The organism is Mycobacterium sp. 134, assembly GCF_048282715.1.
Taxonomy (GTDB): Bacteria; Actinomycetota; Actinomycetes; order Mycobacteriales; family Mycobacteriaceae; genus Mycobacterium; species Mycobacterium septicum.
The window spans coordinates 4,375,519-4,392,124 of sequence record NZ_JBLVUN010000008.1; the positions used below are offsets into that span (position 1 = coordinate 4,375,519).

Annotated in this window: 18 protein-coding genes; 9 read left to right on the forward strand and 9 right to left on the reverse strand. The window is 67.7% G+C overall.

Annotated elements, in window-relative coordinates:
* Positions 1 to 52: 52 nt before the first annotated feature.
* The 4 genes from ACNQVK_RS25580 (at position 53) to ACNQVK_RS25595 (ending at position 2,975) form a co-directional block, all read left to right on the forward strand.
* Positions 53 to 1,483, forward strand: coding sequence for a phytoene desaturase family protein (locus ACNQVK_RS25580; protein WP_418031757.1), 1,431 nt, complete (start codon positions 53 to 55; stop codon positions 1,481 to 1,483).
* Positions 1,480 to 2,091: an NAD(P)H:quinone oxidoreductase gene (wrbA, locus tag ACNQVK_RS25585; RefSeq protein WP_418031758.1), complete on the forward strand. Its 612-nt coding sequence runs from the start codon at positions 1,480 to 1,482 to the stop codon at positions 2,089 to 2,091. Before ACNQVK_RS25580 ends, wrbA begins: the two co-directional genes overlap by 4 nt.
* A gap of 156 nt (positions 2,092 to 2,247) precedes the next feature.
* Positions 2,248 to 2,583: a hypothetical protein gene (locus ACNQVK_RS25590; protein ID WP_418031759.1), complete on the forward strand. Its 336-nt coding sequence runs from the start codon at positions 2,248 to 2,250 to the stop codon at positions 2,581 to 2,583.
* A gap of 107 nt (positions 2,584 to 2,690) precedes the next feature.
* Positions 2,691 to 2,975: a hypothetical protein gene (locus ACNQVK_RS25595; protein WP_418031760.1), complete on the forward strand. Its 285-nt coding sequence runs from the start codon at positions 2,691 to 2,693 to the stop codon at positions 2,973 to 2,975.
* Between the two features lie 72 nt (positions 2,976 to 3,047).
* Here the strand turns inward: ACNQVK_RS25595 and ilvC are convergent, their stop codons facing one another.
* The 3 genes from ilvC to ACNQVK_RS25610 form a co-directional block, all read right to left on the reverse strand.
* Entirely contained in the window at positions 3,048 to 4,049 is a 1,002-nt protein-coding gene (ilvC, locus tag ACNQVK_RS25600; RefSeq protein WP_210115643.1) for a ketol-acid reductoisomerase, read from the reverse strand.
* Between the two features lie 67 nt (positions 4,050 to 4,116).
* On the reverse strand, positions 4,117 to 4,629 hold the full coding sequence (gene ilvN, locus ACNQVK_RS25605) for an acetolactate synthase small subunit (RefSeq protein WP_418031761.1): 513 nt from the start codon (positions 4,627 to 4,629) through the stop codon (positions 4,117 to 4,119).
* A complete protein-coding gene (locus tag ACNQVK_RS25610; protein WP_409553046.1) occupies positions 4,629 to 6,491 on the reverse strand; it encodes an acetolactate synthase large subunit in 1,863 nt (620 codons plus the stop codon). Before ACNQVK_RS25610 ends, ilvN begins: the two co-directional genes overlap by 1 nt.
* A gap of 367 nt (positions 6,492 to 6,858) precedes the next feature.
* Between ACNQVK_RS25610 and ACNQVK_RS25615 the strand changes: the two genes are divergently transcribed.
* Positions 6,859 to 7,200, forward strand: coding sequence for a PH domain-containing protein (locus tag ACNQVK_RS25615; RefSeq protein ID WP_418034330.1), 342 nt, complete (start codon positions 6,859 to 6,861; stop codon positions 7,198 to 7,200).
* A 14-nt stretch (positions 7,201 to 7,214) separates the two neighbouring features.
* On the opposite strand, the gene ACNQVK_RS25620 is transcribed toward ACNQVK_RS25615, so the two are convergent.
* Positions 7,215 to 8,057: a DoxX family protein gene (locus ACNQVK_RS25620; protein WP_418031762.1), complete on the reverse strand. Its 843-nt coding sequence runs from the start codon at positions 8,055 to 8,057 to the stop codon at positions 7,215 to 7,217.
* 136 nt (positions 8,058 to 8,193) lie between these two features.
* Here ACNQVK_RS25620 and ACNQVK_RS25625 point away from each other — a divergent pair, with 136 nt between their 5' ends.
* Complete coding sequence (locus ACNQVK_RS25625) at positions 8,194 to 9,315, forward strand: PQQ-dependent sugar dehydrogenase (RefSeq protein ID WP_418031763.1); 1,122 nt, start codon at positions 8,194 to 8,196, stop codon at positions 9,313 to 9,315.
* Positions 9,316 to 9,416: 101 nt separating this feature from the next.
* Positions 9,417 to 10,076 (forward strand): TetR/AcrR family transcriptional regulator, encoded by a 660-nt coding sequence (locus tag ACNQVK_RS25630; protein ID WP_418031764.1) that lies wholly within the window; start codon positions 9,417 to 9,419, stop codon positions 10,074 to 10,076.
* A 7-nt stretch (positions 10,077 to 10,083) separates the two neighbouring features.
* On the opposite strand, the gene gatB is transcribed toward ACNQVK_RS25630, so the two are convergent.
* Positions 10,084 to 11,595, reverse strand: a complete 1,512-nt coding sequence (gene gatB / locus ACNQVK_RS25635; RefSeq protein ID WP_418031765.1) for an Asp-tRNA(Asn)/Glu-tRNA(Gln) amidotransferase subunit GatB — start codon at positions 11,593 to 11,595, stop codon at positions 10,084 to 10,086.
* A gap of 26 nt (positions 11,596 to 11,621) precedes the next feature.
* Positions 11,622 to 12,095 (reverse strand): MarR family winged helix-turn-helix transcriptional regulator, encoded by a 474-nt coding sequence (locus ACNQVK_RS25640; protein ID WP_418031766.1) that lies wholly within the window; start codon positions 12,093 to 12,095, stop codon positions 11,622 to 11,624.
* A 74-nt stretch (positions 12,096 to 12,169) separates the two neighbouring features.
* Here ACNQVK_RS25640 and ACNQVK_RS25645 point away from each other — a divergent pair, with 74 nt between their 5' ends.
* Positions 12,170 to 12,862, forward strand: coding sequence for an NAD(P)-dependent oxidoreductase (locus ACNQVK_RS25645; RefSeq protein WP_418031767.1), 693 nt, complete (start codon positions 12,170 to 12,172; stop codon positions 12,860 to 12,862).
* 21 nt (positions 12,863 to 12,883) lie between these two features.
* Here ACNQVK_RS25645 and ACNQVK_RS25650 read toward each other — a convergent pair whose 3' ends face one another.
* The 3 genes from ACNQVK_RS25650 to gatC form a co-directional block, all read right to left on the reverse strand.
* A complete protein-coding gene (locus tag ACNQVK_RS25650; protein ID WP_019343140.1) occupies positions 12,884 to 13,915 on the reverse strand; it encodes an ATP-dependent 6-phosphofructokinase in 1,032 nt (343 codons plus the stop codon).
* 103 nt (positions 13,916 to 14,018) lie between these two features.
* Complete coding sequence (gatA, locus tag ACNQVK_RS25655) at positions 14,019 to 15,500, reverse strand: Asp-tRNA(Asn)/Glu-tRNA(Gln) amidotransferase subunit GatA (RefSeq protein ID WP_409542465.1); 1,482 nt, start codon at positions 15,498 to 15,500, stop codon at positions 14,019 to 14,021.
* Between the two features lie 5 nt (positions 15,501 to 15,505).
* Positions 15,506 to 15,805 carry an Asp-tRNA(Asn)/Glu-tRNA(Gln) amidotransferase subunit GatC gene (gene gatC / locus ACNQVK_RS25660; RefSeq protein WP_044517434.1) on the reverse strand — a complete coding sequence of 100 codons (300 nt, stop codon included), beginning with the start codon at positions 15,803 to 15,805 and terminating at the stop codon, positions 15,506 to 15,508.
* Between the two features lie 140 nt (positions 15,806 to 15,945).
* Between gatC and ACNQVK_RS25665 the strand changes: the two genes are divergently transcribed.
* Positions 15,946 to 16,605, forward strand: a complete 660-nt coding sequence (locus ACNQVK_RS25665; protein WP_418031768.1) for an amino acid-binding protein — start codon at positions 15,946 to 15,948, stop codon at positions 16,603 to 16,605.
* Position 16,606: the final 1 nt, after the last annotated feature.

The following is a 16,606-nucleotide window of genomic DNA, read 5'->3' on the forward strand; positions in this document are numbered from 1 at the left end:
CCTAGTGTGTGGGCCCTACCACAGCCGAACCGCGTGCGGTGTACTGATGGGCGTGGACGTCACAATCGTCGGCAGCGGTCCCAACGGCCTGTCCGCCGCGGTCATATGCGCCCGAGCCGGATTGTCGGTACGCGTGATCGAAGCGCAGCCGACCCCGGGCGGCGGCGCCCGCACGCTGCCCGATCCGGAATTTCCCGGCGTCGGCCACGACATCTGTTCGGCGGTACACCCGCTGGCCCTGGCGTCGCCGTTCTTCGCCGCCTACGACCTGCAGGCCCGCGGGGTGCGCCTGGCCGTCCCCGAGATCTCCTATGCCAGCCCGCTGACCGGCCGGCCCGCCGCGGTCGGCTACCGCGACATCGAGCGCACCTGCGCCGAATTGGACTCCGGCGATTCCTGGCGACGGCTGCTCGGGCCGCTGGCCGCCGATTGCGACGGCGTGGTGGGCCTCATTCTCGGCGACAAGCGGTCGATTCCCCCGTCGCTGGGCGCGGCGGCGCGCGTCGCACCCCGGCTTCTGGCCCAGGGCACGCCGTTGTGGCGGTCACTCAAAGGCGAGGACGCCAGGGCATTGTTCAGCGGTGTTGCCGCACACACGATTTCAACCATGCCGTCTCTGGTTTCGGGCGGCGCCGGGTTGATGCTGGCGACGCTGGGGCACGCGGTGGGCTGGCCCATCCCGATCGGCGGATCCCAGGCCATCCCCGATGCGCTGATCGCGGATCTCACCGCACACGGCGGCGAACTGGTCCTCGGGCACGAGGTCACCGAGCCGCCGTCGGGTGTGGTGCTGTACGACACCGCACCGACCGCGCTGCTGGCGATCTACGGCAAGACCCTGCCGCCTCGCTATGCCCGGGCATTGAGCCGCTACGCCTACGGGCCGGGGGTCGCGAAGGTCGACTTCGTACTGAGCGGCGAGATTCCCTGGAGCGACCCACGTCTGGCGCAGGCGCCGACGCTGCACCTGGGCGGCAGCCGCGCGCAGATGGCATTGGCCGAGTCCGAGATCGCGGCGGGCCGCCACGCCGAGTGGCCCATGGTGCTTGCCGCACTCCCCCATATCGCCGACCCGTCGCGAGTCGACGACGCCGGCCGCCGCCCGCTGTGGACCTACGTCCACGTACCCAACAACTCCACGCTGGATCTGGCCGAGACGGTGACCGGGATCTTCGAACGGTTCGCGCCCGGCTTTCGCGATCTGGTGGTCGCCGTGCGCAGCGTGCCCGCGTCGCGGATGGACGAACACAACGCCAACCTCGTCGGCGGCGACATCGGTGTCGGCGGCAACAACATGGCCAGCGCGCTGCTGGGGCCCACCCCGCGGTTCGATCCCTGGACCACACCGATCCCCAAGGCGTACCTGTGTTCATCGGCGACTCCGCCGGGTGGCGGCGTGCACGGGATGGCCGGCTTCTACGCGGCTCGCACGGTCCTGAAACGCGAGTTCGGCATCACGGATCTGCCTAAGCTGGCGCCATGACCAACTCCGCGCCCAAGGTCGCCGTCATCTACTACTCCGCAACCGGCCACGGCACCACGATGGCTCAGCGGGTCACCGCCACCGCGGAATCCGCGGGTGCCGAGGTGCGCCTACGCCATGTCGCCGAGACCCAGGATCCGCAATCGTTCGCCCACAATCCCGCCTGGACCGCCAATTACGAAGCCACCAAAGATCTTCCGACGGCCACCGGTGAGGACATCGTGTGGGCGGATGCGGTGATCTTCGGCTCCCCCACCCGATTCGGTTCCGTCGCTTCGCAATTGCGCGCATTTCTGGACTCGCTCGGCGGCCTGTGGTCACAGGGCAAGCTCGCCGACAAGGTGTACGCGGGGTTCACCTCGACCAACACCGCACATGGCGGTCAGGAGACCACGCTGCTGACGCTGTACGTCACGCTGATGCACTGGGGCGGGATCATCGTGCCGCCCGGCTACACCGACCCGCTCAAGTTCGTCGACGGCAACCCGTACGGCGCGAGCCTCATCGCCAACCACGACAACATCAGCGAATTCGACGATGCCACCTACGACGCGCTCGATCACCTGGCCCGCCGCGTGGTCAGTGTGGCCGCGCGACTGGGTTCATGACCGCCCACGCGCCTGCTCAATTCGGATAACGGGGCCCGGGGCCGGCCGGACAATGGTCAGTGTGACGTACATCACGTAAACTCTGCCCCAGGCGCTCATGTGCGAGCCCGGCAGATCCGACGGCGACGCGCAGGGCCACGACCGGGGGTGTCGATGATGGAACACACGACAATGCGACTGAGGGTGGTCCTGGGTGGAGCCGCCGCAGCCGCTTCGCTGGCATTGGCAGGGCTGTTCGTTCCGGCGGGAACCGCACACGCCGCCCCGGGCGATCCCGGCGGTGGCGGCTACGTCAACGACCACGCCGGCGGCGCATTCTCGCGCGGTGATGCCGGCGGCGGATACGCGACCGGTGATGCCGGCGGTGGATACGCGCGCGGCGCGGCCGGCGGCGGCTATGCGACCGGCAATGCCGGCGGCGCCTGGTTCAAGGAAGCGTGTGCGAACGCCCAAGAAAACGGCGGCCCTACGCCCATCGGCTGCGCCAGCTGATCTGACGAAAACTGCTGCGCTGCACCCGCCCCAGCGGCGCTTAGATTTGAGCGGTGAACACTGGCATCGCTCGGTTGGTGGGTTCCGTGCCACACACGGATCCGGTCATGAAGATCATTGCGGTGGGCGACATGAAGCTCTATCACGTCAGCCCGCCGCTGTGTGGCTACAACGTCGTCGCGGCCGCACAGACGATGTGGGCCATGCGGGCGCAGTGCATCTACCCGGACGGTCGGATCGAACCGGCCGAGCCCGACGACCCGGTGTCCACCGAGCTCTACGGCGTCGTCGGTGAAGCTCTACAGATCGACGGCGCCGGAAAGCTTCCGGGCAGCGCCGAAGGCAGGGACGTGGCCCGCACGCTGGCCGCGATCGGCTACACGATCATCTAGAAGAGCCGAAAGGCCAGTTACTGCACGCATTTTTCTAAATCGCGTGCAATAACTGGCCAGTGAACGCAGCAGTTATGCCGTTTCGGTGATCGGCCGGTCGACCCAGCTCATCAGGTCGCGCAGCTGCTTGCCGGTGACCTCGATCGGGTGCTCGGCGTTGGCCTTGCGCAGCGCCTCGAGCTCCTTGTTGCCGCCCTCGACGTTGGCGACCAGGCGCTTGACGAAGGTGCCGTCCTGGATGTCGGTGAGGATGTCGCGCATGCGCTGTTTGGTGTCGGCGTCGATGACCCGCGGGCCCGACAGGTAGCCGCCGAACTCCGCGGTGTCGCTGACCGAGTAGTTCATGCGGGCGATGCCGCCCTCGTACATCAGGTCGACGATGAGCTTGAGCTCGTGCAGCACCTCGAAGTAGGCCATCTCCGGGGCGTAGCCCGCCTCGACCATGACCTCGAAGCCGGCCTTGACCAGCTCTTCGGTGCCGCCGCAGAGCACGGCCTGCTCACCGAACAGGTCGGTCTCGGTCTCTTCCTTGAACGTGGTCTTGATGACGCCGGCGCGGGCGCCGCCGATGGCGGCGGCGTAGGACAGCGCCAGGGCCTGGCCCTCGCCCTTGGGGTCCTGGTCGACGGCGATCAGGCAGGGCACGCCCTTGCCGTCGACGAACTGGCGACGCACCAGGTGGCCGGGGCCCTTGGGGGCGACCATGCCGACGGTGACGTTGGCCGGGGCCTTGATCAGGCCGAAGTGGATGTTGAGGCCGTGGCCGAAGAACAGCGCGTTGCCGTCCTCCAGGTTGGGCTCGATGTCGTTCTTGAAGATCTCGGCCTGCGCGGTGTCGGGCGCGAGCACCATGATCACGTCGGCCCACTTGGCCACCTCGGCCGGGGTGTCGACCTCAAGGCCCTGCTCCTCGACCTTGACGCGGGACTTCGAGCCCTCTTTCAGGCCGACCTTGACCTGCACGCCCGAATCGCGCAGCGACAGCGAATGCGCGTGTCCCTGGCTGCCGTAGCCGATGACGGCGACCTTACGACCCTGGATGATCGACAGGTCCGCGTCGGCGTCGTAAAACATCTCAACTGCCATGCGAAATTATCCTTCTCTTTCTAGCTCTACAGCCGATTAACGCTACTTGACGTGCTTACTTCACTGCGCTGATACCACGTGGTCCACGCGAGACCGACACCATGCCCGACTGTGCGATCTCGCGGATACCGTAGGGCTCAAGGACCCGCAGCAGGGCCTCCAGCTTCTCCGCCGTACCGGTCGCCTCGACCGTCAGGGACTCGGTCGAAACGTCAACGACCTTGGCGCGGAACAGGTTCACCGCTTCGATGACCTGACCACGGTTCGACGCGTCAGCGCGCACCTTGATCAGCGCGAGCTCGCGGGAGACGGAATTGTCCTCCTCCTGCTCGACGATCTTGATCACGTTGACCAGCTTGTTGAGCTGCTTGGTGATCTGCTCCAGCGGCGATTCCTCGACGCTGACCACGATCGTCATCCGCGACAGGTGCTTCTGCTCGGTGGCACCAACCGCCAGGGACTGGATGTTGTAGCCGCGACGGGAGAACAGCGTGGCCACCCGAGCGAGCACGCCGGGCTTGTCCTCGACCAGCACCGAGAGGGTGTGGGTAGGGGTGGAGTTGCTCATCAGGCGTGCCCCTCTGCGTCGTTCTCGTCGAACAGCGGCCGGATGTCGCGGGCCGCCATGATCTCGTCGTTGCTGGTACCGGCGGCGACCATGGGCCACACCTGCGCGTCGGCACCAACGATGAAGTCGATGACCACCGGGCGGTCGTTGATGGCCCGGGCCTGGTTGATCACGTCCTCGACGTCCTCAGGCCGCTCGCAGCGCAGCCCGACGCAACCCAAGGCCTCGGCCAGCTTGACGAAGTCCGGAATCCGGCGTGAGTGCGTGGCCAGATCGGTCTGGCTGTAGCGCTGGTCGTAGAACAGCGTCTGCCACTGCCGCACCATGCCCAGGTTGCCGTTGTTGATCAACGCCACCTTGATCGGCGCGCCCTCGATGGCGCAGGTGGCCAGCTCCTGGTTGGTCATCTGGAAGCAGCCGTCGCCGTCGATGGCCCACACCTCGGCCTCGGGGCGGGCGAACTTGGCGCCCATGGCTGCCGGGACGGCGAAGCCCATGGTGCCCAGACCGCCCGAGTTCAGCCACGTCTTGGGGTTCTCGTACTTGACGAACTGCGCGGCCCACATCTGGTGCTGGCCCACCCCGGCCACGTAAACCGCTTCGGGTCCGGCGATCTGGCCCAGCTTCTCGATCACGTACTCGGGGCTCAGGCTGCCGTCGCTCTGCGGGCCGTAGCTCAGCGGGTAGGTCGACTTCAGGCCGGACAGGTACTCCCACCAGCCGTCCAATTTCAGTGCGGCGCTGGTCGTTCCGTCGCGGCGCAGCACCTCGATCAGATCGGTGATGACCGCCTTCACGTCACCCACGATCGGCACGTCGGCGTGCCGGTTCTTGCCGATCTCGGCGGGGTCGATGTCGGCGTGGATCACCTTGGCATCGGGGGCGAACGTGGACAGCTGGCCGGTGACCCGGTCGTCGAACCGAGTGCCCAGGGCGATCAGCAGGTCGCTCTTCTGCAGGGCGCCCACCGCGGCCACGGTGCCGTGCATGCCCGGCATACCCAGGTGCTGCGGGTGGCTGTCCGGGAACGCGCCGCGGGCCATGAGCGTGGTGACGACCGGGATGCCGGTCAGCTCGGCCAGCTCGAGCAGTTCGGCACTGGCCTCACCACGGATGACACCGCCGCCGACGTAGAGCACCGGCTTGCGCGCGGCGGCGATCAGCTTGGCGGCCTCGCGCACCTGACGGCTGTGCGGCTTGGTGTTCGGCTTGTAGCCGGGCAGGTCCAGCTGCGGCGGCCAGGAGAAGGTGCACTGGCCCTGCAGGATGTCCTTGGGGACGTCCACGAGCACCGCGCCCGGGCGGCCCGAGCTGGCGATGTGGAAGGCCTCGGCCATCACCTGGGCGATGTCGTCACCGTTGCGCACCAGGAAGTTGTGCTTGGTGATCGGCATGGTCATGCCGGTGATGTCGGCTTCCTGGAAAGCGTCGGTGCCGATCAGGCTGCGACCCACCTGCCCGGTGATGGCCACGACCGGGATGGAGTCCATCTGGGCGTCGGCCAGCGGGGTGATCAGGTTGGTCGCGCCAGGACCCGATGTCGCCATCATCACGCCGACCTTGCCGGTGGCGTGGGCATAACCGCTGGCCGCGTGACCGGCGCCCTGCTCGTGGCGCACCAGCACGTGGCGCACCTTCTGCGAGTCGAACAGCGGGTCGTAGACCGGCAGCACGGCGCCGCCGGGGATCCCGAAGACGATGTCGACGCCGAGCTCTTCCAGCGACCGGACGACCGCCTGGGCGCCGGTGAGCTGCTGCGGTGCAACCCGCTTGGGCTGTCCCGAATCTGATTGGGTCTTGGCTGCGCCATTGGCAGGCGCGGCTCCTGACCGGGCCGGCGGTCGCGTTGTCGGTGCGCTCACGATGTCCTCTTCACGGTTTGCGTCACGTTCCTGTTCAGGAATTTCAATTTTTCAATGATTTCGGCGCGCTTGTTGGGCAAACAAAAAACCCCCGTCAGCCGGTAGCTGTACGAGGGTGGCGCGTCGATGCTGTTGGCTATGCCCGGCAGAGGGCCAGCGCGGCATCAACGCGCCAACCAATTACTACGAGCAATCCGGGGGTCTGCATAGCACCCGACGGTAGCTGCCGTACAGGTTAAAGGTCAAATTGCTTCACCCCGCGGCCGCTACCGGGTGATGGCGGGCGGGCCTGCCCTTCAGGTGATGCAAGGATGAACCTGTGAGCGCACGATCGGCAACCGCCCCTGTCGTCATCCGGATATCGCCCATGGCGCACCTGGCAGTCGGCTTCCTGACGCTCGGCCTGCTGACCCTGGTGCTGAGCAATCCGACCTTGTTCTCGGTGCTGCTGGTGATCCCGGTTGCGTTGTCGGCGGCCATCATCCGGTACCGCACCACCGCCGATGCCGACGCCGTCACCGCGCGGTCACTCACGCGCAGCCGCACGGTGGCATGGGGCGATATCAAGGGGCTGCGGTTCGACCGGTCGTCCTGGGCGATCGCCGATCTGAACGACGGAACCGACCTGCGCCTGCCCGCCGTGACCTTCGCAACACTGCCGTTGCTGACCGAGGTGAGCGGTGGCCGCGTACCGAATCCGTACGCCTGAGCAGTTCCGCGCGATCAGCCGAGCGGGTTACCGCCGTTGAGGAACACCCAGATGGCGATGCCGCCGGCCACACCGAGCAGCAGTGCCACGAATGATCCGACGAAGGGCCGCCGGGCCCAGCCACGACCGGCGTCGAACCCGTAGCGACCCGGGCCGGTCAGGATGATCGCGGCCGCGGCCACGACGACGATCATCCGGTACTCGGTGCCGTCGGTGATGACTTCCGAGAGCCGGGCCTGCTCGTGGGCGGCCATCGCCGTGGCGAGCACCCCGTTGATCAGGTAAGCCAGTGCGCCTGCCGCCGCGATCGGCGTGAACAGCCCCAGAACCAGCAGGACACCCGCCGCGATCTGACCACCGGTGGCGGCATAGGTCAGGATGTCGGCGTTCTTGAAGCCCATCTCACCCAGTGAGGTGTTGAACCCGTCCAATCCCGGGCCGCCCCACCAACCGAACGCCTTCTGCAGGCCGTGGATGATCATCAGCCCGCCGAGAGCCACGCGCAGGATCAGTAGTCCGAGGTCCTGGGTGCCGCGCCGCCCGGCAGCCTTGATGCGGTCGTCTACGAACTCGTCGCGCTCGATCTCGGCCGGCTCGGCCGCGAAGGGGCCCATCGGGGCGGGCCCGCCGGATTGCACATATGGCAGTGGTTCAGGGTCGGAGACCAGGCTGAATGCCGACTGGTCGCCCGATTTGGCGTCGTAGCGCGGAATCGCGGTGGTTTCGAAGTCCCCGCCGTACGTCGCCGACGGCAGGTCGTCTTCCGGGTCGACCAGGCTGGCTCCGGCCGGCCTGGCGGAATCGTCCGAGTAACCCGGTCGTTGCCAGGCTTGCGGGTCCTGCGAGTGACTGGTCACAGCTGCCAGGGTAAGTGCAAGTCCGGTTCGATCCGGGTATTTACCCCGGCGCTTCTGCCTGGTATCGGGCTGCTATGGGCAGGACGTGCGGTCCCGACGTGGCGCGCACTGCCGAGGCATCCGTAATCTTGCGGGCATGAAATCGCGCCGGCGGATGACGGGGGTGGCCGCCGTTCTGTGCGCCGCGATGCTGGTCGGTTCGGGCTGTGCCCGATTCGACGCGGCCCAGTCCGAGCCTTTCACCACTGCACCGAAGATGGAGCCGGGGCCGACTACGACCCCGCCGCCACCGCCACCACTGCCTGCCAAGCCGTTTCCCAAGGAATGCAAGGCAACGGGCGTGATGCAGGGCTGCCTGGACAGCACCAGCGGTTTGATCATGCTCCCCGACAGCCAGTCCGCGCTGGTCGGCGAGCGGCTCACCGGCGCGGTCAAGCAGGTGTCGGTGAAAGCCGAGCCGAAGGTCAAGGTGATGATCCCCGTCGATCCGTCCGGCGACGGCGGCCTGATGGACATCGTGTTGTCGCCGACCTACGGCCAGGACCGGCTGATGTACGCCTACGTCAGCACGCCGACCGACAACCGGGTGATCCGCATCGCCGACGGCGACGTGCCGAAGCCGATTCTCACCGGCATCCCCAAGGGCGCCAGCGGCAATATGGGGTCGCTGACCTTCACCAGCAAGACCACTCTGTTGGTGCAGACCGGCGATGCGGGCGATCCGGCCCTGGCCGCCGATCCCGCATCACTGGCCGGCAAGGTGCTGCGCATCGAGCAGCCCACCACGGTCAACCAGGCCCCGGTCACCACGGCGCTCAGCGGCCTGGGCGCCGCCGGCGCCATGTGTGTCGATGCGTCGGACGGCTCGCTCTACGTCACCGACCGCACTCCGAGCGCAGATCGGCTGCAGCGGATCACCAAGGATTCCAAGGTGTCCACGGTGTGGACGTGGCCGGACCGACCCGGCGTCGCCGGGTGCGCTGCGCTGGAGGGCACGGTGTTGGTCAACCTGGTCAACTCCAAGAAGACGGTCGCCGTACGGCTGGCACCCGACACCGGCGCGGTCACCGGCGACCCTGAGGTGGTCCGGGAGAACGTGCGCGGTCACGCGTGGGCGTTGCAGCTCTCCCCCGACGGCAACGTGTGGGGCGCGACCGTGAACCGGACGGCCGGAGATGCGGAGAGCTTCGACGACGTCGTCTTCCCGCTCTTCCCGCAGGGCGGTGGCTTCCCGCGCAGCAATGCCGACAACACCTGAGCCACAAGACATTTCGCCCTAGATCGTCCCTCCGGCCCTGATGCGACGCAGCCGGGGCGACGGGGCGATATGAATCCAACGCGCACAATGCGCCCTTAGAAATGGTTCGACTATCACGTACCATTGTCCGGGTGCCTGACCGCCAGCGCCGCAGATATGCACCGCGGCTACCGCGTGAAGAACGGCGCGAGCAACTGCTGGACGCGGCGATGACCGTGCTCCACGACTGCCCCTTGCACGACCTGAGGATGGAGGCGGTCGCCGAGGCCGGCGGGGTCGGCAAACCTGTCCTCTACACCGCGTTCCGGACGCGCACCGAGCTGGTGACCGCCCTGCTCATCCGCGAACACCAGAACGGGCTGAGCCAGGTACTGAGCGCCCTGCCCAAGAAGCTGTCCGTCGCGGGCCCGACGGACGCCTACACCGCGACCGTCACCGGATTCCTGCGTTGCGTGTTGGAGAACCCGACGCGCTGGCGGCTCATCCTCACCGTGCCCGACAGCGCTCCGCGGGACTACCGCGCGGCGGTCCGCAACGCCCGAAACCAGATCCTCACTCAGGTCGAGCAAATGGCGAAAGCCGGCATCGCGGTGGACCCACGGCTGTCCGCGCTGGACCCCGAGCTGCTCGGCCACACCCTGCTCTCGTTCGCCGAGATGCTGGGCCGCCTGGCCGTACACGATCCGGACAACTACCCGCGCGAGCGGCTCGAGCAATATGCCGCGGCGGCGATGACGATGTTCGCCGGTCCGGTGAGCTGACGGGCGGTTACCCGCTCTGGCCGCACGCGGCCAGGACCAACTCACGAACCCGGGCGGCGTCGGCCGAGCCCTTGGTCGCCTTCATCACCGCACCGACGATCGCGCCGGCGGCCTGGACCTTGCCGCCGCGGACCTTCTCCGCGACGTCAGGGTTGGCGGCCAGCGCCTCGTCCACAGCGGCCTGGATCACCGAGTCATCGCGCACGAGCGCCAACCCGCGGTCGGTCATCACCTGCTCGGGTTCTCCCTCACCGGCCAGCACGCCCTCGATCACCTGGCGGGCCAGTTTGTTGGACAGCTTGCCCTCGTCGACGAGCTTGACGACGGCGGCCACCTGGGCTGGGCTGATGGGCAATGCCTCGAGCTCGACCTCGGACTCGTTGGCCTTCTGCACCAGGAAGTTGCCCCACCAGGCGCGGGCGGCCTCGCTGGAGGCGCCGTGCCCGACGGTGGCCGCCACCAACTCGACCGCACCGGCGTTGACCAGATCGCGCATCACCTCGTCGGAGATACCCCAGTCCTCCTGAATCCGCTTGCGCGCCAACCACGGCAGCTCAGGGATGGTCTGGCGCAACCGCTCGACCAGCTCGGCGCTGGGAGCGACCGGTTCCAGGTCGGGCTCGGGGAAGTAGCGGTAATCCTCCGCGGTCTCCTTGCTGCGCCCCGGCGAGGTGTAGCCGTCCTCGTGGAAATGCCTGGTCTCCTGGGTGATGGTGCCACCGGCATTGAGAACTGCTGCCTGACGGCGCATTTCGTACCGGACCGCAACCTCGACGCTCTTGAGCGAGTTCACGTTCTTGGTTTCGGTGCGGGTGCCGAACTCGGTGGCGCCGATCGGCTTGAGAGACAGGTTCGAGTCACACCGCATCGATCCCTGGTCCATCCGCACATCGGATACGTCCAAGCCGCGCAGCAGATCTCGCAGGGCAGTGACGTAGGCGCGGGCGATTTCCGGCGCACGCGCCCCGGTCCCCTCGATGGGCCTGCTGACGATCTCGATCAGCGGAACGCCGGCGCGGTTGAAGTCGGCCAACGAGGTCGTCGCACCCGCGATGCGGCCGGTGTCGCTGCCCAGGTGGGTCAGCTTGCCGGTGTCCTCCTCCATGTGCGCACGCTCGATCTCGACGCGGAAGGTGGTGCCGTCATCGAGCGGCACGTCGAGGTATCCGTTGATCGCGATCGGCTCGTCGTATTGCGAGATCTGGTAGTTCTTCGGCTGGTCCGGATAGAAGTAGTTCTTCCGGGCGAACCGGCCCCACGGGGCGATATCGCAGTTGAGCGCCAGGCCGATGCGGATCGCCGCCTCCACGGCCGCCTCGTTGAGCACCGGCAGAGAACCCGGCAGCCCGAGGCAGACCGGGCAGACCAGCGTGTTGGGCTCCGCACCGAACCGGTTGGCGCAGCCGCAGAACATCTTGGTGGCCGTGGACAGCTCGACGTGCACCTCCATGCCCATCACGGGCTCGTAGGCGGCGATGACGTCGTCGTAGTCGACGAGTTCAGCGGTAGCGACAGACATGGTGTCGATCCTAGTTGGGCGCCTTTTCAGGACAGTCCGGGGTGGACGCCGGGGATCAGACCCGCCGCGGCAGACAACCGCCGCAGCGTGTGCCTCAGCACGGCGCGTTCCTCATCGGACAGCGACGCCGTCACCTCGTCCTCGAGCGCACGACCCGCCTCGTCGAGCGCCGGGATCAGCTCACGCGCCCGCTCGGTCAGCGACACCGCGAATGCGCGCCGGTCCTCGGGGTGCGGCCGACGTTCGACGAGCCCTTCGGATTCCAGCGTGTCGATCAGCGTGACCATGACGTTGCGATGAAGACCGAGTCGCCCGTACAGCTCGCGCTGTGACTGCCCGTCGACCGCGGCCAGCGCCAGCAGGACCGCAGTGGCCCGCGGATGCAGACCCAGCGGCTCGAGCCTGGCCTTGAAACCCTCGGCGACATACGCACCGAGCTGGGACAGCAGAAAGGGAATGCGCTGGTCGAGCGCGGACACCCCGATCGGTTCATCGGCCACGAACCGACACTAGCACTAACAGTGATTGTCATATAGCGTGATTGTCACTATTAGTGACTAATTGGGAGGCTCTCATGCGAATCGTCATCTTCGGTGCCAACGGTGCGACGGGACGTCTGCTCACCCGCCGCGCGCTCGACGCCGGCCACACCGTCGTGGCGGTCACCCGCCACCCCGGGCAATTCCCGATCGCCGATGCCGCGCTCACGGTGGCCGAAGCCGACGTGCGCGACGCAGCAGCGGTCACCTCCGTGATCGACGGCGCCGACGCGGTGCTGTCCGCCCTGGGCGTCACCTTCACCATGGATCCGGTCGACACGTATTCGGTCGGCGTGGGCAACATCGTCACCGCGATGCGCGCCACCGGAGTCGATCGGTTGGCCGTCGTGAGCTCCACCGCGATCGCCGACTACCCCGGCCGCACCGATACGCCGTTCGCGCTGCGCGTGGTCCAGCCGGTGATCAGCCGCATCTTCGGCAGAACCCTCTACGCCGACATGCGCCGAATGGAGGACATCGTCGCCGGCAGTGGACTGGACTGGACCATCGTGCGACCGTCCGGCCTGTTCGACCTGCCCGACGTCACCCAGTACGTCGCCGGCCGGCGCGACCCGGTGGGCGCGTTCACCTCGCGCACCGATCTCGCCGACTACCTGCTGCAGCTGGCCGAGTCACCGGAAACCGGTGCGACCGTGACCATTTCCACGACGGTCGACACCCCGTCCATGTGGCAGCTGCTACGCCGCGAAGCGCTCAAGAGCGCGTGATTTCCCCGCGAGCAGACGTGATCAGCCAAAGAACTCGGCGGCGTCGTCGTAACGGGACTGCGGTACCAGTTTGAGGTGGCGGGTCGCATCGGCCAACGACACCCGGCCGATGTCCTGCCCCTGCAACGACACCATCATCCCGAACTCGCCGGCATGGGCGGCGTCGGCCGCGTTCACGCCGAACCGGGTGGCCAGCACGCGGTCATAGGCCGTCGGGGTACCGCCGCGCTGGACGTGGCCGAGGACCGTGACGCGCACATCTTTTTTGATCCGCTTCTCCACCTCGAGCGCCAATTGCTGTGCCACGCCGGTGAATTTCTCGTGCCCGAACTCGTCCATGCCGCCCTGGCGCAGCTGCATGGTGCCCTCTGCCGGTTTCGCGCCCTCGGCCACCACGCAGATGAAGTGTGACGACCCGTGCTGGAAGCGCTTCTTGACCAGCCGGCACACTTCCTCGACGTCGAAAGGCTGCTCGGGGATCAGCGTCATGTGCGCGCCCGAGGCCAGACCGGCATTCAGCGCGATCCAGCCGGCATGCCGGCCCATCACCTCGACCAGCATGACGCGCTGGTGCGATTCAGCGGTGCTGTGCAGCCGGTCGATGGCCTCGGTCGCCACTTGCAGCGCCGTGTCGTGGCCGAAAGTGACGTCGGTGCAGTCGATGTCGTTGTCGATGGTCTTGGGCACCCCGACCACCGGGACATTCTCCTCGGACAACCAGTGCGCGGCGGTCAGAGTGCCTTCACCGCCGATCGGGATCAACACGTCGATCCCGTTGTCTTCGAGTGTCTGCTTGATCTGATCCAGACCCGCCCGCAGCTTGTCCGGGTTGACCCGCGCGGTACCCAACATGGTTCCGCCCTTGGCCAGCAGCCGATCGTTGCGGTCGTCGTTGGCCAGTTGGATACGGCGGTCCTCCAACAAGCCCCGCCAACCGTCGAGAAATCCGACCACCGACGAGCCGTAACGCTGGTCGCAGGTACGCACCACCGCCCGGATCACCGCGTTCAGGCCAGGACAGTCACCGCCGCCGGTGAGAACTCCGATGCGCATGGGCACCATCTTGCCCCCCGCCGACCGTTTCAGTGGTCCGAGCAGACGCAGAATCGCACGAGACACACGATTTTCATGTGACTCTGCGTCTGCTCGCGAGGAATTACAGCGCGCTGGGCAGCGGGCCGCGGGCAGCCTCGTAGGCCGCGCCGACGCGGTACAACCGGTCATCGGCCAGGGCCGGCGCCATGATCTGCAGTCCGACCGGCAGGCCGTCGTCGGGCGAGAGACCCGACGGCACCGACATGCCGCAGTGCCCGGCCAGGTTCAGCGGCAGCGTGCACAGGTCGAACAGGTACATGGCCAGCGGATCGTCGACCTTCTCCCCCAACCGGAACGCAGTCGTGGGCGTCGCCGGGGACACCAGCACGTCCACGCTCTGGTAGGCCCGCTCCAGGTCGCGGGCGATCAGCGTCCGCACCTTCTGCGCCTGGTTGTAGTAGGCGTCGTAGTAGCCCGCAGACAACGCGTAGGTGCCGATCATGATCCGGCGCTTGACCTCCGGCCCGAATCCGGCGGCCCGGGTCAACGCCATGACCTCCTCGGCGCTGTGCGTGCCGTCGTCGCCGACGCGCAGCCCGAACCGCATCGCGTCGAACCGTGCCAGGTTGCTCGACACCTCCGACGGCAGGATCAGGTAGTAGGCATCCATCGCGTGGTCGAAGTGCGGGCAGTCCACCTCGGTGACCTCAGCGCCGAGCGCGGTCAGCTGGGCGACAGCGGCGTTGAACGACTCCAGCACTCCGGGCTGGTATCCCTCGCCGCGCAGCTGCTTGACGACGCCGACGCGCACACCCTTGAGATCGCCTGCCGCACCGGCCCGCGCAGCACCGACCACATCGGGCACCGGGGCATCGACGGAGGTCGAGTCGCGCGGGTCGTGGCCGGCGATCACCTGGTGCAGCAGTGCGGTGTCGAGCACCGTGCGGGCACACGGACCGCCCTGATCCAGTGAGGACGCACAGGCGATCAGGCCGTAGCGCGAGACCGTGCCGTAGGTCGGCTTCACGCCGACGGTCGCGGTGAGCGCGGCAGGCTGACGGATCGACCCGCCGGTGTCGGTGCCGATGGCCAGCGGGGCCTGATAAGCGGCCAGCGCCGCAGCGCTACCGCCCCCCGATCCGCCGGGCACCCGCTCGGTGTTCCACGGGTTGCGGGTCGGGCCGTAGGCCGAATTCTCGGTCGACGATCCCATGGCGAACTCGTCCATGTTCGTCTTGCCCAGGATCGGGATACCCGCGGCGCGCAGCTTGGCGGTGACGGTCGCGTCGTACGGCGCACGCCATCCCTCAAGGATTTTCGAGCCCGCAGTGGTGGGCATGTCGGTGGCGGTGAAGACGTCCTTGAGTGCCAGCGGCACCCCGGCCAGCGGCGAGGGCAGCGTCTCACCGGCGGCCACGGCAGCGTCGATCCGCGCCGCGGTCTCCAGCGCGGATTCCGCTGCCACGTGCAGGAAGGCGTTGAAGCGTTCGTCGGTCTCCGCGATCTGGTCCAGGTGGGCCTGGGTCACCTCGGTCGAGGAGACCTCCTTGGCCGCGATCTGGGCACCCAGGGTCGCCGCATCGCTGCGGATCAGCTCACTCATGCTCGTCATTCACCCTCTCCGAGAATCCGCGGCACGGCGAAGCGCCCGTCTTCGGCACGCGGCGCGGCGGCCAGCGCTTCCTCCTGCGTCAGGCACGGCTCGACAACGTCGGGCCGGCTGACGTTGACGTCCTTGAGCGGGTTGTCCGTCGCTTCCACGCCGGTGACGTCGACGGACTGGATCTGGCTGACGTGGCCGAGGATGGCATCCAGCTGGCCGGCGTAACTGTCCAGTTCGTCGTCGGTCAGCGCCAGGCGCGCCAGACGCGCCAGATGGGCTACCTCGTCTCGGGAGATCTTCGACACGACAAAGCAGCCTAGTCAAGCCACCAAATCGGGTTTCGGCGGGCACGAGCGCAGCGACTTGGGGATCGGTCCAGCCTCGGCAGTGCTTCGGGCGGGTCACCGGCATGCCCCGCTGCGCCCGCTGTGCAAAGGTGATGCGCGTGCCTTCGTATCTGCTGCGGGTCCAGCTAGAGGACCGACCAGGCAGCCTCGGCTCGCTCGCCGTGGCGCTCGGCTCGGTCGGTGCCGACATCCTGTCGCTCGACGTCGTCGAGCGCGGGACCGGCTACGCGATCGACGATCTGGTCGTCGATCTGCCGCAGGGCTCCATGCCGGACACCTTGATCACCGCCGCCGAGAACCTGTCGGGCGTCTTCGTCGACAGCATCCGTCCCCACACCGGGCTGCTGGAGGCACACCGCGAGCTCGAGTTGATCGACCATGTCGCCGCAGCGCATTCGAAGGCCGCCCGGCTGAAGGTGCTGGCCGAAGAGGCACCCCGGGTGCTGCGCGTCAGCTGGTGTGTCGTGGTGCGGTCCACCGCAACCGGCGTCGAGCGCATCGCCGGCAGTCACGGCGCTCCCGAGACGCAGGCCCAGTCGGCGCCGTGGTTGCCGTTGCAGCAGGCCAGCGCTCTCGACGGCACCCAGGATTGGGTGCCACAGGTGTGGCGCGACATGGACACCACACTGGCCGCCGCACCCCTGGGTGACCCGAACACCGCGGTGGTGCTGGGCCGCCCCGGCGGTCCGGGGTTCCGGCCCTCCGAGGTGGCCCGCCTGGGTTATCTGGCCGGGATCGTCGCCACGATCCTGCGCTGAA

Excerpts from the sequence above, each read along its gene's own strand:
- ilvC (WP_210115643.1), bottom strand. The coding sequence starts at position 4,049 with ATGTTTTACGACGCCGACGCGGACCTGTCGATCATCCAGGGTCGTAAG.
- ACNQVK_RS25615 (WP_418034330.1), top strand. The coding sequence starts at position 6,859 with ATGGCGCACCTGGCAGTCGGCTTCCTGACGCTCGGCCTGCTGACCCTG.
- ACNQVK_RS25650 (WP_019343140.1), bottom strand. The coding sequence starts at position 13,915 with ATGCGCATCGGAGTTCTCACCGGCGGCGGTGACTGTCCTGGCCTGAAC.
- gatA (WP_409542465.1), bottom strand. The coding sequence starts at position 15,500 with ATGAGTGAGCTGATCCGCAGCGATGCGGCGACCCTGGGTGCCCAGATC.
- ACNQVK_RS25630 (WP_418031764.1), top strand. The coding sequence starts at position 9,417 with ATGGTTCGACTATCACGTACCATTGTCCGGGTGCCTGACCGCCAGCGC.
- ACNQVK_RS25595 (WP_418031760.1), top strand. The coding sequence starts at position 2,691 with ATGAAGATCATTGCGGTGGGCGACATGAAGCTCTATCACGTCAGCCCG.
- ilvN (WP_418031761.1), bottom strand. The coding sequence starts at position 4,629 with ATGAGCAACTCCACCCCTACCCACACCCTCTCGGTGCTGGTCGAGGAC.
- gatB (WP_418031765.1), bottom strand. The coding sequence starts at position 11,595 with ATGTCTGTCGCTACCGCTGAACTCGTCGACTACGACGACGTCATCGCC.
- ACNQVK_RS25645 (WP_418031767.1), top strand. The coding sequence starts at position 12,170 with ATGCGAATCGTCATCTTCGGTGCCAACGGTGCGACGGGACGTCTGCTC.
- ACNQVK_RS25625 (WP_418031763.1), top strand. The coding sequence starts at position 8,194 with ATGAAATCGCGCCGGCGGATGACGGGGGTGGCCGCCGTTCTGTGCGCC.
- wrbA (WP_418031758.1), top strand. The coding sequence starts at position 1,480 with ATGACCAACTCCGCGCCCAAGGTCGCCGTCATCTACTACTCCGCAACC.
- ACNQVK_RS25590 (WP_418031759.1), top strand. The coding sequence starts at position 2,248 with ATGGAACACACGACAATGCGACTGAGGGTGGTCCTGGGTGGAGCCGCC.